Origin of the sequence: Erwinia tasmaniensis Et1/99, assembly GCF_000026185.1 — a bacterium.
Lineage (GTDB): Bacteria > Pseudomonadota > Gammaproteobacteria > Enterobacterales > Enterobacteriaceae > Erwinia > Erwinia tasmaniensis.
Genome location: NC_010694.1, coordinates 2,980,250 through 2,996,897, shown reverse-complemented (window position 1 = coordinate 2,996,897; position 16,648 = coordinate 2,980,250). Strand labels below are relative to the sequence as shown.

Below are 16,648 nucleotides of genomic sequence, written 5' to 3'. Positions count from 1 at the left end.
TTGTTCTCATTAAGTATCACGTTGTCTCACGAATAATCACTAAATCCCACTTGTAAATGTAGGTCAAAGTGTAGGTTGTTATGTAGGTTATGGTATAATTTTAATCATTAAACGCACAACCTACACTTGGTAAGAAAGGCTGGATTTTAGCCTAATTAAGTCAAGTGGTTAGCCATAAAACGGATCTTATATGACGGATAAACCAGCAGGAAAACCTTTGTCATCCAAAGCTATCGAAATGATGAAGCCCACGGACAAAAACAAAGCCGATACTGGCGAAAACCGGGGCTTACGTGTCACTTGCGGCGCTTCGGGTATCAAGACCTTTTTCTACCGCTATACTAGCCCAGTGACCAGTAAGCTGTCACAGGTAAAAATTGGAAGCTTCCCGCAAACCTCGCTCGCAATGGCACGCATGAAGTTGCAAGAACTCAAACTAATCAGAAGTGAAGGGCGCTGTCCGGCGTCTGAGCTGAAAGATGAGAAGCAACGATTATTAGAAGAGAGCCAAAAACCGAAAGCAGCAGTGCTGACAGTTGAAGGGTTGGTTGAGCTGTACCTGACTGAACGGATAGAAGACCGTAAAAGTACTGATGGAAAAATCATTCCAGGAGCGCGTAAAAAGAAAGGGCAAAAGGAAGTACGCCGTACTCTGGAGAATGATGCCGTTGCTAAACTAGGGGCGCGTGTTGCAGCGGAAATCACCCGCAAAGATTGAATAGACCCGGGTTTCCTAGACGGTTCCGTGCCTCATGAACCAGGCACTTTCATAAACTGCAGGGGGTTGATCTTCACAGGCGCTATGCCGACGTTTAGCATTATAAAACATCTCTACATAATCGAAGATATCAGCCTTTGCTTCTTCTCTATTTTTATAGATCCGTTTCTTTATGCGTTCTCGTTTTAGCAACTGGAAAAAGCTTTCTGCCACCGCGTTATCATGGCAATTACCACGACGACTCATGCTGCTTTTTAAATTGTGAGCTGTCATAAAGTGCTGACATCTTTCGCTCGTATATTGAGACCCCTGATCCGAATGGATTAGTACTTCTGCCGCTGGTTTGCGTCGCCACACCGCCATCAACAAGGCGTCCATCACCAACTCTGCTGTCATTCGTCCCCCCATACTCCAGCCGATAACCCGGCGCGAGAAGAGGTCGAGAACAACGGCCAGATACAACCAACCCTCATGCGTTCTTATATAGGTCATGTCACTCACCCAATGAGTATTTGGGGTAGGAACAATGAACTGGCGTTCAAGGTAATTAGGGCTGGCAACTGAAGGCTTTCCGCCGCCGCAATAGCGTCGTTTCCGGTATCCGGTTTGAGAAGCCAACTCTGCAAGCCTCATTAGGCGCGCGATCCTGTTACGCCCGGCTCGTTCACCCAAGTCTTTCATATCGAGCCAGATTTTTCGATAACCATAAACCGTACCACTTTCAAGCCACAGTTGCTTAATGAGACCTGTTTGGCGATCATCTTGCCTGGCACGCAAAGATTGAGGTCGCTTTAGCCACTGGTAATAACCGCTGTAATGGAGGCCAAGAACCAGACACAACCGGCGTACAGCATAAAAGGACGACATTTTTTTAATGAAGGCGTACTTCAGCCTGACGTTCTTGCAAAGTACGCGGCGGCCTTTTTTAAAATATCTCGCTCCTCAGTCACCCGCTTAAGTTCTTGCCTGAGGCGCTTTACTTCGTGCTGAAGGGCATCGTCCTGCTTTCGCTGTGGTTCAGGTTTTTGGTAACGCTTAATCCACGCGTAAAGGCTGTTGGTAGAAACACCGAGTCGTGCCGCAACCTCAGAAACAGGGTATCCCTGCTCGTTAATCTGTTTTACGGCTTCAATTTTGAATTCTTCAGTGAAATTTTTGGCTGACATAAACACTCCTTCATTGAGCCTCCATTATGAGGCAAAAAAGTGTCTACGAAATCCGGGTCTATTCAGATGGTCGAGCAAGCTGATATGCAGACTTGCCTGGAAAGTTTGAATGGATGCCTGGCGTAAGGGCCGCGAGTTTGTACGCATGATTGAGCGTAATCAGGAGATCCTCCGTGGCGATATTGTCCGCACAGAGGGGCAGCTAACTAAAATCAGAGCGGAAATCATACGGCTTCAAAATGAAAATGCCTGTATCAACCAAAAGATAAAGCTATTAACCCCTTCTGGATTGCTTCAAAGGGGCGATATTTATAAAGGGATAAGAAAGCAAGGTACTTTATTGACCCAACTGCAGACGATTATTCAGAAAATAACTGAGCTTGAGGGCGATAAAGAGACTCATCAGCAGGAAGTCCAGAATTTGCGTATTGCAAAGAATATGCTGGATAAGAGGCACTGCAAACTCACATTTTATTTACAGCAGTTGCGGCGTGATCGCCTACGTCGTAGAGATAACAATGCCGAAAATGAGATCCAGGAGATAGTCGGTTATGGTAAAAGAAATTTCTGAAGCATCGATAAATATCGTCGCTGACGTTGATCTCTCGCCGGTAGAAGAAGATTTTTTAGATCGTGTTGCTCAAAGCAAAGGAGAAGAAGAGTCACCTGCCGACATTGAAAGTGAGGCAGCGCATTTATCTCATATTCAATATCTGTTGAGTACCAGTAACGTTTATGGTGGAGGAGCCGTCTCGACCGATATGGCGCATAACAAAAACGTTGGCGTGCAGAAGAGTCTGCAAAGCAATGAGCTTCATCAATGGGTATTTAACGATCGGTCGCGTCGGGGATCAATTTTAGCACCTGCCAGTACCGCCGTGTCTTCGATGCACGAGCTGCAACAGGCCATAAGCGCTGAAATAAAAAAAAGGGGGCAACAGGCTGGGGTTAATGAACTGAAATTGACCGATAGCAACAAGGTTGCTTCTCCAAAACAAAGCGGCGAACCGGATACCAATGTAACCGGCCTGGCAGCTAAAGAGAAGGCGATCCTGTCCGATGCCGAACTCGTTATGGCCGGTAATTCGCCGCTGACGTTGCAATCGGATAAGGAACGCCGTCAGTCAGCTAAAACCGCTGAGATGATACCTGTCGATATTGCAATCTCACAGCGAAGTGACACGTCTACGCGTGGAGAAAAAGTTCAGGTTCCCTCTGAAGCATTGCACAAGCATATGCCAGGAAGAACATCAACAATTTCAGTCGGTAAGGCCGATGCCGTAAACCAGTCTATGGATCTCAAATACCGGTTTCAAAGCTGGTCTGGGGATCATTCGGTTAAGGTATCAGTATCTCCAGAAACCAGAGGCGCGGGAAATATTATCCTGCATCCCTCCGATCCACGAGCGGCCGATGCGCTTACCAAACAGGCAGGGAGCCTGGCTGGATATACGCCTGATATTGTTCAACCCCGCCAGGACAGGGAGGAACGTGAGCAGCAAAATCGGAAGCGTGAACCCCAGGAAGATGAACAAGAATGAGTTTATACGGCAATCTACGCCTGAAAGAGCGTGACGATAGGAAGTTGGACTTTTTACAGCGTCGGCATCCGGGGAGCGAGGTAATAGAGGTACTACCTGATACGCGTTACCTGTACGTGCTCTTTATCGATAGCCAGGGGAGAGAAGCAGAAGCCTATCTAAATATCGATATCTGGCTACAAGCCATTGATCATCGTCTACCGGGTATTCCATGGCTGCAGGTTCCACTGAGTTATCTGGTTCGCTGGTTGAACAGCATCCAGCTCAGCTTCGTGGTAGAGGACGTGATGTGGGAGAGTGAGCACATCAGTTTGCCTGCCAAGACGCTGCCGGAAAAATTGCTGTCGCTTTACTCTAAGCCTTGCCCGCTGCTGTGTCTTGATTGGCCTGCCGACGCTTCAGCCATCCTTAAAACGGTGGTGACACCGTCGCAGATACCGTTTGCATTGCATTATGTGCTGGGGCGAAGCCAGTTGCCGCTATCCTCCCTTATCAATATTGCCGTGGGCGATCTTTTACGTATCAGTCACTACGCCCCGCATTTGAGCATCGGGCAACGTCAAATATTTAGTTTAATTTACGATGGAGAAAGTGAGATTACCGTGGAAAATCAGTTGATAAATAATCGTGAAACTTATCGGGAAGAGGAAGAGGTGCTGCTTGACTGGACCAAGCTGCCTGTCGATATAGAGTTTGTGCTGGATAAATATACTGTCACTTTGGCAGAGTTGGAAGAGATCACACCAGGCGTTGCTTTACCGCTGAAACCCGCAGCAGAAAAGAAAATAAAAATTTACCTCAATCGAAAACTATTTGCCTGTGGTGAGCTTGTCGCATTGGAGGACGGCTCATTTGCCGTAGAAATCAATCAGGTTACCCCTGGTTCAGTGGATGAAACGGGCTGTTCCGATGTTGAGCAATGATATTTCTTTAATTGCGCTACTCTCCTTTTTCACATTACTGCCTTTTCTTATCGCAGGTGGAACCTGTTTTATTAAGTTTTCCATCGTAATGGTAATGGTCCGTAATGCCCTAGGGATACAACAAGTTCCATCAACATTAACGCTGAACGGCATTGCGCTCATCTTAACCGCTTTTGTGATGATGCCAGTATGTCAGAAGGTATCGGGCTATATAGAATCTCATCATATTGATTTCAATAACAGCGCCTCCATCAATCAGCTGATGGATCAGGGGTTGGGAAGTTATCGGGATTACCTTGTACATTATTCCGACCATGAACTGATCCGTTTTTTCAATCAGGTACAGCAGCAAAAAACAGGAGAAACAATCCCCGAAGTTGAAGAGCATGAATTACGTTCTCTTTCTCTGATTACGCTTATGCCCGCATACGCGCTTAGTGAAATTCAAAGCGCCTTTAAAATTGCCTTTTACCTTTATGTTCCATTTGTCGTCATTGATATGGTGGTATCCAGCATCTTGCTGGCGTTGGGGATGATGATGATGAGCCCGGTGACCATCTCAATTCCCATTAAACTGATCCTGTTTGTTTCCATGAATGGCTGGAGTCTACTCACTAAGGGAATGATCGCACAATATGCCGATCTGATGACGTCATGAGTAATATTTTATTTATTGGCAACTCTGCTCTTATCCTTGTATTAAAACTAACGGCGGTCCCTATTGCTTGTGCCACCATTGTGGGCATTATTGTCGGACTTTTCCAAACGGTAATGCAAATCCAGGAGCAAACATTACCCTTTGGTTTAAAGATGCTGGCGGTTTTCGCCAGTATATTTATTTTAATTGAATGGTTTTCTGCTGAAATGATGAATTTCGCGACTCATGTTTTCTATATGGCTTTTCGTTAATCCGGGAAATTTATGCTGTCAGTTGCCCTTTACTTAAATTTCCAGCACGGCGTACCGATCTTCGCGATGGCTTATGCGAGGGTGGCAATTGTATTTTATTTGCTGCCCGTGCTGGGAGAGCGGGTCTTGGCTAATTTAATTGTTAAGAACACGATTATTGGGCTGGTCATACTCGGTTTATGGCCCTGTTTCGGTCAGGTGCTTAATCCGGAACAGGGGTGGTTTATCTTACTTGTGAAGGAATGCGTCATAGGATTAATTCTGGCTATGACGTTATGTGTTCCTTTCTGGATTGTCATTAATCTTGGGGAAATACTCGATAACCAACGAGGCGCAACCCTAAGTGACAGTATTGATCCAGTGAATGGCGTGCAAAGCTCGACATTATCGGGTTTTCTAAATTTTGCTTTCGGCGCAATTTTTTTTGCAAGTGGCGGCATGAGTTCCCTTATGGAAGTATTGGTGCAGAGCTATCAGGTTTTTCCAACGGGAGACAACCTGGTCGACTTCCGTTGGGAAGCGGCAGGGCATTTATTGATGGTGCTCGCAGAGGGCAGCATCATGCTGGCAGCTCCGGTAATGATAGTCATGATGGTGGCGGAAATATTACTGGGTGTTTTTGCACGCTTTTGTCCCCAGTTGAACCCTTTCTCCCTCTCTTTGACGATAAAAAGTTTTATTGCCTTCATTGTCTTTCTTTTTTACGGTTTTAAGGCTATTTCGCAAAAACCCTTACAGCTTTTCTCTGTTACGTTTTTTCAGCAATTTTTCCCCTGACAGGAGACTATTTTCATGGCGGAAAAAACAGAAAAGCCCACGGATAAACGGCGTAGGGATTCGGCGAAGAAAGGTCAGACCTTTAAAAGTAAGGATCTGATTACTACGACGACGTTGCTCGCTGGGGTTTGCTATCTTGCGTATGCCATCAACTTCCATCCTTTTATCTCATTTTATTCTTTAGTTTTGCGTGAAGGGGATAAAATAAGTTTGAATGATTTTCTCGTGGAACTCATGCGGGTGTTTTTCACTTTATCACTTCCGTTTATCGCTGTTTGTACGATCGCTGGCGCTGTATTGACGCTACTACAGACCCGATTTTCAATCGCAACAGAAGCCATAAAACTTAATTTCAAAGCGCTTAATCCTGTTCAGGGATTTAAAAAAATATTCAGCATGCGCACGATAAAAGAATTAGTGAAGTCACTGTTATATCTTATCGTCTTTGCCTGTAGCTGTTATAGCCTGATCCGTGTCGACCTGGGACAGGCTATTTCTATTTATAATGGCAGTATCGATGTGCTCATTTCCGTTTGGACAGCGCTAACAATGAAGGCGGTGATGATCTTTATCGCCTGGTCTGTTTTCGTGCTGCTTATAGATTTTATCGCCGAGTATTTCTTACATTCCAAAGATATGAAAATGGATAAGCACGAGGTGAAACAGGAGCGTAAAGAGAGTGATGGGAACCCTGAAATAAAAGGCGCCAGGCGCCGTGCTCACCATGAAATTCTCTCCGGAGAGGAAATGGCGGCTATCAGAAATTCTGAAGTTGTTATGGCAAACCCTACCCATATCGCGATTGCTATCTACTTCAATCCTGACGTCGCTTCATTACCTTTTATTGCACTGCGCAGTACGAATATGAAGGCGAGAGCGGCAATTGCCTATGCGGAAAAAATAGGCATTCCGGTTGTTCGTTATATTCCGCTGGCACGTCGGCTATATCACAACTACAGCCAGTACAGTTTCATCTCAATCAATGATGATGCGCTGATGGAAGTCATGGATATTCTTATTTGGCTACGCAACGTTGAAGCGGCGGGGATGGATATACCCGATAAGCCTGACGTCAGCGTTGTTAATGGTGTGCCGGTGGACTGCACAGAGAAGCAGGGCAAATTGCTCTAACCGCATTTTACGGTTTTATTGTTTCAGGCACCTGGGCTGAACAGTATGATGTGCGCATCTTATCTACTGTTTGCATTCAGGTTAATACGAAGCCAATCCGATTAATTTAATTATGTAACAGGTAAGAATAAATATGAATACTGTTGATGATATGCTCAACGATGAAGAAGATTTGACCAGTGACAGTCAACTGGAGGAATACTCGGGTGCCCTGCTTGATGCTATTCAGAGTGGTGCCATACTAAAAGACCTGCATCAGGTTTCCAATGAGACCATGGATGATGTTTACAAGTTGGCTCATGATTTTTATATCAATGGCAAGTTGAAGGATGCCGAATCGCTTTTTCGCTTCTTGTGCATCTACGATTTTTACAACCCAGAATATGCGATGGGCTTAGCTGCCGTACATCAGCTGAAGAAAAACTATACCAAGGCGATCGACTTTTACGCCCTGGCTTACTCATTGTCTACCGATGATTATCGGCCGATGTTTTATGCCGGCCAGTGCAATTTAATGCTGCGTCGAGCCGTGCAGGCTAGAAAATGTTTTGAAATTGTAGCTAGTAGCTGCAAGGAGCCGCAGCTAAAAGAAAAAGCCAGGAATTATCTGTCGGCGTTAGACGAGGTCGATAACGGTGGGGCAGATAGTTCTGTTGAATAAGTCAAATGGGAAATCAGAATGAATATGCAGGTAGATAACTATGGAGCATTGGATAATCTCAATGGTGGACTTGAAGTCAGTGAATTAGAAATAAAAAAGCAGAGAAACCAGACACAACGTTTTGGTAACCCAGCTTTTAAAGAGCATCCCCAGCTGGGTAATATCAGAAGTGCGCTTAGCATTCTTGAACCAGAGCAATTGTTGAAAGTATTGAAAAACGCGGGCAGCGCGTTGAGCGGAAGGGGTGGGACAACGAACATTGAGCAAGACAGGCCTCAGTTGGCGTTGCCACGTAGTTCAGAACCAGAAACGTCCGTTAAAGGCTCCGCGGAAACACCAGAGAAAGAGTTGAGCGGTTTCGCCAAGGCGACCGCGCTTCTCGGTAAAGTCATGCAGTTGTGTGAGCAGGCTTCACAGCAAAATATTCTGCAAAATGTCAGTTTCATCAACGCGCTGTTCCACGGCCAGGGATTACAATATTTACAGCTGTCCGAGGCTCTTGAAACAGAGGGAGCGCAGTGGGCAAGTGATTTTGATGCTCTACAAGCTGCCCAGCAACAGGCTAACGCGTTGCAGCAAAACGTCAGCTCCGCCCAGGATTCTCTGGGCAAAGCACAGGGGCATTTAAGTGAGCTGGAGATGACGGCCGCACAGCAAGATCCGGTATCCCCGGCGCTGCAAAAGCAGATCGATGAGGCTAAAAATGCCGTTGTATCAGCCCAGACCAATCTGACAACCGCGACATCACAATATAACCACCATGTTACCGCAACGCTGAACCCGGCGATTAAGGCGGAAGGTGATTCCAAAGCGGCGCTGGCCATTACGCAACAGAAAGCTCGGGAACTGGTGGACTCCCTTCCACCGCAACGTTTTCGCGTAATAGAAGCAAAGATCAAGCAGGAAAATCCCAATGCTAAGGGTTTAACTTTCCTGATGGCCCTGATCTCGCAGTTGATTAACCAAAGTTCGAGTGAAGATCTCAATGCAACGGCCGAACTGAAGAAGAAATTATCTGAAGCGGCAGCAAAAGACGCCGAGAAAAAAGCCGCGGAATACGAGGAACAAGTTCGCAAAGCGGAAGAATTGCAGAATACCCTGGGCTGTGTAGGTAAGATCTTTGCCTATGTTGTTACCGCCGCATTAACGGCCGCAGCACTGGTTACCGGCGGAGCTACGCTAATTTTGGTTGCTGGGATTGGTGTTGCAATGCTTGCCGCAGAAGAGATCCAAACCGCGATGACCGGGTCGTCATTTATGTCAGATGGCATGCAGTGGGTGATGGAAAAAGTTCTCCAACCGTTGGTCGACCTATATTCAAAAATATTTACAGCGGTACTTAAAGAGTTCGGCGTTAGTGACGAAAAGGCAGAGATGGTAGGAAAGATACTTGGGGCGATCCAGGCTGTTATTGTCATGATTGGCACACTTGTTGTTGCAGGGAGTGTGGCAAAAAGTTTGGTGAGTCATTTAATGAAGTCTCTCGGAAAAAATATCTCATCACAACTCCTTAAAAATATGATGACAAATGTGAGTCATATTACGAAATCCTTCACACAGGGATTTGGCCGTTCGTTAGGTATGGGGCCAGTTCAGACAGCCCAATTTGCAACGCGTATTCAGAGCGCCGTAACCGTTGGTACTTTTCTCAACTCAATTGCTCAAGCTGGGGGCGGAATTGTTGCTGCTCATATATCGGTTAAGGCTTCAGAAGCAAGAGCACAGATGATGAACGATGCAGCGATGCAGACTATGCTCAACGAGATAATGAGCCGGGCCGTTGACATCTTTACGCTACGCATGGAAACGGTAAATTCAATTGTCAAAAATATTTCTGCCGTGGCTGAAAGTCAAATACAGGCAGGAAAGTATATTACCAGGCGGATGAGTTCTGTTGCCGGTTAAATATAATTTAAGTTTTTTATATATAAAGGAGTTTAAAAAACATGACAACAATAATTGATAGCCAGGCTCGTGGATATATCCATAAATCAGAAACGATAGATACCCGTTCTACCGACGAGAGATCCCACTCCGTTCAAGGCGAGGAAACGCTAAAAGGTTTCGTCTCCCTGGCAACGGGCCCGGTTCCCGTGCATCGTCTTCTGCATGGACAGAGTGTAATAATCGACCACAATACAGGTCCGGTTTTATCCTCACCGCCTAAGGGTGCAGCAAAGACCAGCGTTGAACAAACGGCTGAAATCAAAAAAATGGCTGATAATGTCGATGGCAATGATGCTAAGACATTGGAACGCATGGCGACATTGACATCGACCGTTATGAGCTCTCATGTGAGTCAGACTCAAACCGGTAACAGAACCGCGGAAAGTTATAAAACGTCCGCAGACTCAGCAATTCAGACCCGTTCTTCGACTAACCCTGTTCGGTCTCAGGCGGCCGTAGAGGGGGGCACGGATATCACGGCTGTCGGCGCGTCTGGCTCTCGCTATGTCAACGTCTTTGGTGACATGAGGCTGCTTGAACTCAACAACAAGTTGATTGTTGCATTGAATAGGGCCGAGGCGGAATCAAACAAAAGTGCGTCTAAAGCGGTCATTCGCGTGGTAGAGGCCGCAGGACGAGCCGGTCAAAAGGGCATTGATGCTGAGAAGCAGCGATTGACCGGGGCTATCACATCTGGCGCATTAGGCATAGCCCTTCAGGGTGGCACGACCTTTAAAGCGACGAAAGCGTTGGGTAATGAGTCTGCATCTATTAAAAGTAATCTGAAAGTCGCCACGAATCTGGAAACGGGAGTGCGCAATAATCAGAACAGCATCGCGCGTGCTGCGGACAATATGCTAAGCAAAGGCAGTAAATTGGATCGCGGGGTTGAAGCAGCCATGTCGAAATCACATGCTCCTCAAATGGCAGAAGCTTCAGAACTACGCAATAAACACAACGTTATCCAGAACAAGACCCAGCAGACACGAACGACTACAGAGTTTGCTAACCAGGGTATACGTTCCGGTCAGGGAATGGTTGAAGGCGGCTTCGGCGTTCAGGCTTCTCAAGAATCCAGGCAGGCAGAGCTGGCTCGCGCCGATCAGAGTGTCAACAATGAGCTTTCCAGTACCCACCAGCAAACGGCTAAAAAGTCTGCCGAAGCCAGGGCTGCGGCAGCGCAGCTGCTAGAGAATATATTGAGCAACAATAACAGTGCGGTATCTGCCATCGCCGACCGCATGCGTTAAAAAAATGATAAAAATGGGCGGAGCTCGTCTCCGCCTTTCTATCTCACAGGAAAAATCTCATGTCTTGTATTACTCAAGTCCAGCCACAAAATCCTGCTACCTATTTGCCGCTTGAACAATCAGATCAGAAAAAGGATATTCTTACGCAGGCCCGCGCGAATATAAAAACCAGTAATAACATGGCATCGGGCGAAATAGCTCTTATGGCTTCAAGTGAGGAAGTTAAACCAACCAAATCATTTATAAGTGCGCTATTTTATCTGCTACTGTCACCCGGCTATAACAAGCTTGAGAATATCACTAAGCTTTTCGCCGACAATCAGCTTGATAGCCGTGGTTATACTTATGCACCGTTTGTATTAGAGGTGTCTTTGCAATCTCTAAAAAGCTCGTATGAAGAAAACGAAACTATTTTCGGTGAAACAGCCTCTCAAAGCATAGCCAAACAAAAACTGCTGGTCGAGAAAGGAGGTGATGCTATTGGAAATATTCATTGGGAAGTTAGTAAAAATATTCTGAACACTAAAAGTGCACATGGCAGTTTAGCCGTTAAACTCACCAGGCAAGAAAAGGATAGTGATAACAATACTCGTGAGGAAATAACCACGGGCACCAGTTATGCCGAATTATGGGCAAGGATCAGTATAATGATAGGTAATATTAAAAGCGACTACGTCGATTTTTATGCCGAGCTGATGAAAAAATATACGGATATGTACGAGGCTTTTAATTCAACCGTACAGAAAGCCTCTTCCGATGCTGTTACATCTGGCGAAGATGGTAATTCTGTTACCTTTGATCGTCCTACAATGAAAAAAGGCTATAAAGAATTTTCTGCAGAAATTGAAAAAATTGACTTAGGAACCGTTAAAAATTGGGACAAAATGTCGCAAGAGGAAAAGAATAGTCTGGTGATGACCTTAGAGCCTGCCTTTAAGGTTAATACTAAGGGGAAGATTGAGTTTAACCTTGAGCCATACATGTCTTCTGTAAACAATACGTATCCAGGAACATCATCTGGAAATATTTCAACTGCCAGCTATCAGGCGTGGCTTGCTACCTTTAATTCTGCAGGCAGTTCTCTTCAGAGTAATATGCAGGCATTTTCCCAGCGCTATACCCAGGCAAACAGCACCTTTGATCAACTCAATAAAATGTTAAGTGGCGTCATCAACTCGCTTGGAGACTCTGCTAAAGATGTACTGAAATCATTATCCTAAGAGTAACAGGAGCTGCGTAATAATGAACATGGGACGATCTACCCTGCAGCCGGGATTTTATCATGGTTTTTCCGAGGCAGAGGGTGAGACGTTTAGCCAGTTCAACGCATGGTTTCATGTTTTTTCAACCAATAGTAATATCGAAAAATCATTTCACGTGCATGATCCGTTGAGACGCTCCAGCTCTTGTACTGATTATTCTGTTACCCTGTTGCTATGTAAGATAAACAATGAAATAGATTTAAATCAGATAGATTGGGGGCACTGAGGGTTGACTCAATATCAATGTGCAGGCGGAAAGCTGGGCAGGTGAAGAAAAGTGACTGGCTGAATAATATTTATTCATAGAAACCGACTTTAGATTCCAAAATTATTCCAGAATTTTCTTCTGCCCTGCTTAAGATAATACCTATTATAGAGGAGGTGAGATATGACATATAATATAACATCAAGTAACAGAAGTCAGATTATTGATTTGAATAAGCTGTGTGCCCGCAACGATGAGAATAGGCAAAGTGGAGTTGCCGGTTCTATTACTACTTTAAGTAATGATCCCTCTGTCGTTAGGGTAGTAAAAGATTTCTCGTGCTATCCCTCTCAGGCTGAGACAGTATCTGCATTGCTAGGTGCATTGAGTATGAAAGATCTTCCGCCTGAAGTTGCTAATACCACGATGAGTCAAAATGGTGAATCTGTAAAATCCCTGTTGGGTTTAATCGCAGGTAATATTGAAGACAAGCAGGATAAGAAAACCCTGGAGAAGATTTACAGTCAGCTGATTGACGCTAAGGCTGATACGAAGAAAGAGGCGAAAGTTGGGCCAGACTTGAATCGCCTGCTCGTTAAGTATGGTAAGGACTCACTAAATAACCATGTCGCTACTTGTTTAGATGCGTGCCGTCAGGCGTGGGCATATAACCATACAGTCACGGGGTCTCCTGATAACATAGATGATAATTGCATTTTCTCGACGAGTTTATTGGGTTGTCATAACGTGCTAAATGACGTTATTGAAAAAATTTCGAATCCAGGTTCGGATTTTAATTTGATAGCTCAACAAGCCGTTTTTTTCAAGGATACTTGTGCGTCGATCCCCCTTACCTTAATAAATCATGACAATCAAGATATTGGTCCTAAAGAACACTCGACTGAGCCAAACAGGTCAAAAATGTTAGATCCGCAGGTCTCAGCTCGCGCAAACAATGGCCCCTGGCCTATAAATATCCACGTAGAAGGGGCAACGGCCAACGCCACGATTAATGGCAATTCATCACCGACACCGACAAAGTCCGATCAGGCTCTTATAAATTTCGCGACAAAATTACTTTACGCTCGGCCCGAAGATTTGACTGAAACAAAAGTGAAACTTATCAATAAGGCGCTTGATCTGGCTCGTGAGCATGATAGAAATAATGGAGGAGCGGACGGTATTCTTCAAAATCTGCAACATGTCACTCCAGTACAGGACATTATTTCTTATGAATCGGTATCAGCAAACCAACGGCTGGCTCAGGTCATACACCAGCCAGATACCTCGGCAGCCGAAAAACCTGCCGACAGTGCTGATTCTGAAAGCCTGATAATGAATGCGAAACGCCTGCAACCGCACCCGTTGGCAAATGATATAGCTGAGATTGATGCGGTTGCCGTATCTTCAACCGCGACTCCCTCGGAAATGATCCCCAAAATTCTGCGCCAGGATCTAAACCGAAGTGCAGAACGCACCAGTACAGCTCCCGAGCTTAAGGAAAGGACCAATAAACCCGAACAAAGTGAAATCCCAGAAAAATGGGTCGAAACTATCCAGACTGAGCTGGTAGCTTATTCAGTTGGTAATAAGGTTGGTCTGACTTCACTGGTAGCTGATGCAGTTGATGAAAGCTCTATACGGGAGACCCCACTTTTGCATGCGGCGAAGCAGGTATCTGGGTTATCAGACAATATTCCAGTTGAAGTTACGCAACCCTCGGATTCTCGGACTCATCCGCGTGATGGAGCGGGAATACACTCAGGGGGAAACCCGAATAATCCATTCGACTCTGGTTCCAAAGATAGTCGCTCTGATGAAAGGGACATTTTCGCCGATAATCAACCCGCGTATGGTGGCTCAGGATCGTACGTCCAGCAGACGGTTAACAGGTTTGAAAAAGAGTTTATAAGACTTCGTCCTAAAGCTACTCCTTTTGTCTCGGGGAACAGCATCTTTGGTAACAATAGTGAATCGGGAGCTAAATCTTCTGCGGAGAGAAAATCACATCTGCAGGATACAACTAAATATAACCGATTTGCTATTACGGGAAATTCACCTCGGATCCATACAACTAACCGCTCGTTCGATCCTTTCAACCAGCGCAGTATCCCTTTGATGAATCATGTTCGACAGTTCAGTCCAGGAATTACAGGAATAAATAAAGGGGAATCAAAAAAGGCAGAAAATAACCTCGGAGAAGTTTTCTTAGATAATCAGGAGCTGCAGCATGAGTGATTCAAGCGTAGATAAAAACGCTTTACATATTGTTTATGAGCTTATTTTTAAAGTGAATGGTATGCTTCCGCATAGTATCAGCCCACAGGACAGTTTAATAAAAGATCTTGGGATGGATTCTGTGGAGCTGGTTGACTTTATGATAAGACTTGAAGAACAGGGAGTGGTTATTAAGGACTCACAATTATCCAGTGAATTAACGGTCGGTCAAGTCGCCAGGCTGATATGTAAATAAGGCGTCTTTTTAGCTTTACAGAGTTTCTGTGGCGCTGCTTTTAATAAATGATATTTATCAGGATGAAAAATATCATTTATTATCTAACGGTAATTATCCCTATCATCGTAATATTCACATTCAGATATCTCCCAGCATACTGATTCTGTCAATGAAGGAGGTCACCACGCGCAAAGCCCAATTCACCGAACGCCAGACCATTGCCGCTATGAAGTCTGTCGAAGCAGTACATACCGTCAAAGATGTCTGCCGCTAAGCTTGAGTTTCAAAAGTCAGTGGCTACAATTAAAAGCAAAAAGTCGCGCGGTGAACCGGCTATTAGCGTACTTTAGCAGGCAACTGAATGTTATCCGCGTTACGTCTTTTGCAAACTGTTACAGGGACTGTGCTGTCCAATTCGCGCCTGGGATCTTAACAGCAGGAACGGTTTTCTCTTGAGTTGAAAATTCAGCTTGAGCTGGCAGTCAATCCGGTGCACCTGATTGGGATCCCAGCAATGCCCCTGCCATCCCGAAGTATAAAAGCATTTGCTGTGTGCGTTGGCTGTTTATCTGCTGTGCAACGATGTTAGTGTGCCGGAAGATCTCCACGTAAAGAACGCCGTTGTGTAGGATCGTTGACACCCTAAGTGTAACTAAATATGTTTAGGTAGCACTTATCGGACTAAGGAAAAATACACTTTCTTTAAAGCAAAAAGTTTAGAAAAAAATCTTTTCCATTGCATATAATAAGAAGATCCATACCGACTTTCTTCGAGTGCGATAACTGAAAATCAATAAGTTTAATTTATCAGTCTGTATGCGAGACTTCTTTTTGATGATTGATTTTTTTGATGTGGAATATATAATTATCAACAAATATGTGTTTAGTTAAACGGTATTCTTCTGTTAACGTTATCAGTCGGCTGCTTAAAGTCGGACGAATAAAAAAACACATCCATCCAGGGACTTCCAACAGGCCAGCTTGGTTAGTTAGCGTTGTGTTAGGTTTTCCTGACCCGCTTCTTTTCTTCAGGGAGATAGTTATATGGAGTTAGAAAAGGATATTATTATCGACGGGGTTGAATTTAACCCTTATATACGTCGTGTAAAATGTGACAAAGTGATCAAAACAATCAGAAAAAAAGAGTCCGAGGTTCTGTTCTTGCTATGTTCTACATACCCGGACGCTGTGACGTACACTGATTTATCTGCTAAGATTTGGCCACATTCGCACGTTTCGAAACCATGTATCACACAAATAATTTTCGCTCTGCGAGAAATATTGGGTGATTCAGCCAGAAATAAAATTCAGACTATACCAAAATTAGGGTATCGCCTGACGTACAAACCCCTTACTAAAAATGGTAAAGATTTTATCTTCGCCTATAAAGACCACCCCGAGATCTCAGATATCAAGAGCAAAGACTTTATCTGTCAAAAGATAGTCTCTGTGAATACAGCGCGAGTGACTCTTCAGCGGCGCAGTTCTTTGCGAACTATTGATATGTTATAGGGGGTGGGGAAGCGTTAACGGTCTTCGCGGCATCTCCCCACCGCGGTGGGCATCCATGCGCGGTGGGGATGCCGCCGCCGTAAGGATTTTCACTTTTGGTTCAACTGTACGTCACTTCAAATTCATTGATAATATCCGCAGATTCAGCTCTTTAGTGGAACGGTTTTTACAGATCGGAACTTTATCTCCGC

Annotated in this window: 16 protein-coding genes and 1 pseudogene; 16 read left to right on the top strand and 1 reads right to left on the bottom strand. The window is 44.9% G+C overall.

The genetic code is table 11. From position 1 onward, the window contains the following. Positions 1–190: 190 nt before the first annotated feature. Positions 191–715 (top strand): annotated as a pseudogene (locus ETA_RS14660) (integrase arm-type DNA-binding domain-containing protein); the annotation flags it as partial. Positions 716–733: 18 nt separating this feature from the next. Here ETA_RS14660 and ETA_RS14655 read toward each other — a convergent pair. After that, positions 734–1,884, bottom strand: a protein-coding gene (locus ETA_RS14655; protein WP_157861812.1) for an IS3 family transposase whose coding sequence is annotated in 2 segments (ribosomal slippage) — positions 734–1,647 and positions 1,647–1,884 — 1,152 coding nt in all. Because the reading frame shifts where the segments join, the coding sequence is not laid out codon by codon here. Between the two features lie 109 nt (positions 1,885–1,993). Between ETA_RS14655 and ETA_RS14645 the strand changes: the two genes are divergently transcribed. From ETA_RS14645 to ETA_RS14575, 15 genes are all read left to right on the top strand, one after another. Then, positions 1,994–2,455, top strand: a complete 462-nt coding sequence (locus tag ETA_RS14645; RefSeq protein ID WP_042959102.1) for a hypothetical protein — start codon at positions 1,994–1,996, stop codon at positions 2,453–2,455. Continuing rightward, positions 2,436–3,425: a SpaN/EivJ family type III secretion system needle length determinant gene (locus ETA_RS14640; RefSeq protein WP_042959099.1), complete on the top strand. Its 990-nt coding sequence runs from the start codon at positions 2,436–2,438 to the stop codon at positions 3,423–3,425. The genes ETA_RS14645 and ETA_RS14640 overlap by 20 nt, the downstream gene beginning before the upstream one ends. Next, positions 3,422–4,348: a FliM/FliN family flagellar motor switch protein gene (locus tag ETA_RS14635; RefSeq protein ID WP_012442395.1), complete on the top strand. Its 927-nt coding sequence runs from the start codon at positions 3,422–3,424 to the stop codon at positions 4,346–4,348. The genes ETA_RS14640 and ETA_RS14635 overlap by 4 nt, the downstream gene beginning before the upstream one ends. Continuing rightward, entirely contained in the window at positions 4,338–5,006 is a 669-nt protein-coding gene (locus ETA_RS14630) for an EscR/YscR/HrcR family type III secretion system export apparatus protein (RefSeq protein WP_407919834.1), read from the top strand. The genes ETA_RS14635 and ETA_RS14630 overlap by 11 nt, the downstream gene beginning before the upstream one ends. Continuing rightward, positions 5,003–5,257 (top strand): type III secretion system export apparatus subunit SctS, encoded by a 255-nt coding sequence (gene sctS, locus ETA_RS14625; protein ID WP_012442393.1) that lies wholly within the window; start codon positions 5,003–5,005, stop codon positions 5,255–5,257. Before ETA_RS14630 ends, sctS begins: the two co-directional genes overlap by 4 nt. 12 nt (positions 5,258–5,269) lie before the next feature. Then, positions 5,270–6,034 carry a type III secretion system export apparatus subunit SctT gene (gene sctT / locus ETA_RS14620; protein ID WP_012442392.1) on the top strand — a complete coding sequence of 255 codons (765 nt, stop codon included), beginning with the start codon at positions 5,270–5,272 and terminating at the stop codon, positions 6,032–6,034. A gap of 15 nt (positions 6,035–6,049) precedes the next feature. Further along, positions 6,050–7,165 (top strand): EscU/YscU/HrcU family type III secretion system export apparatus switch protein, encoded by a 1,116-nt coding sequence (locus tag ETA_RS14615; protein WP_012442391.1) that lies wholly within the window; start codon positions 6,050–6,052, stop codon positions 7,163–7,165. A 133-nt stretch (positions 7,166–7,298) separates the two neighbouring features. Beyond that, positions 7,299–7,826, top strand: coding sequence for a SycD/LcrH family type III secretion system chaperone (locus ETA_RS14610; RefSeq protein WP_012442390.1), 528 nt, complete (start codon positions 7,299–7,301; stop codon positions 7,824–7,826). A gap of 18 nt (positions 7,827–7,844) precedes the next feature. After that, the gene (gene sctE, locus ETA_RS14605; protein ID WP_012442389.1) at positions 7,845–9,731 is read left to right on the top strand and encodes a type III secretion system translocon subunit SctE; all 1,887 of its coding nucleotides are present in this window, start codon (positions 7,845–7,847) and stop codon (positions 9,729–9,731) included. Between the two features lie 41 nt (positions 9,732–9,772). After that, a complete protein-coding gene (locus ETA_RS14600; RefSeq protein WP_012442388.1) occupies positions 9,773–11,023 on the top strand; it encodes a type III secretion system protein in 1,251 nt (416 codons plus the stop codon). Positions 11,024–11,082: 59 nt separating this feature from the next. After that, positions 11,083–12,243: an IpaD/SipD/SspD family type III secretion system needle tip protein gene (locus ETA_RS14595; protein ID WP_012442387.1), complete on the top strand. Its 1,161-nt coding sequence runs from the start codon at positions 11,083–11,085 to the stop codon at positions 12,241–12,243. 430 nt (positions 12,244–12,673) lie between these two features. Beyond that, a complete protein-coding gene (locus ETA_RS14590) occupies positions 12,674–14,728 on the top strand; it encodes a hypothetical protein (protein ID WP_012442385.1) in 2,055 nt (684 codons plus the stop codon). Then, positions 14,721–14,963, top strand: coding sequence for an acyl carrier protein (locus tag ETA_RS14585; RefSeq protein ID WP_012442384.1), 243 nt, complete (start codon positions 14,721–14,723; stop codon positions 14,961–14,963). Before ETA_RS14590 ends, ETA_RS14585 begins: the two co-directional genes overlap by 8 nt. A gap of 28 nt (positions 14,964–14,991) precedes the next feature. Then, positions 14,992–15,219: a hypothetical protein gene (locus ETA_RS19385; RefSeq protein ID WP_012442383.1), complete on the top strand. Its 228-nt coding sequence runs from the start codon at positions 14,992–14,994 to the stop codon at positions 15,217–15,219. Positions 15,220–15,989: 770 nt separating this feature from the next. Next, positions 15,990–16,457, top strand: coding sequence for a winged helix-turn-helix domain-containing protein (locus ETA_RS14575; RefSeq protein WP_012442382.1), 468 nt, complete (start codon positions 15,990–15,992; stop codon positions 16,455–16,457). The last annotated feature ends 191 nt before the right edge of the window (positions 16,458–16,648 follow it).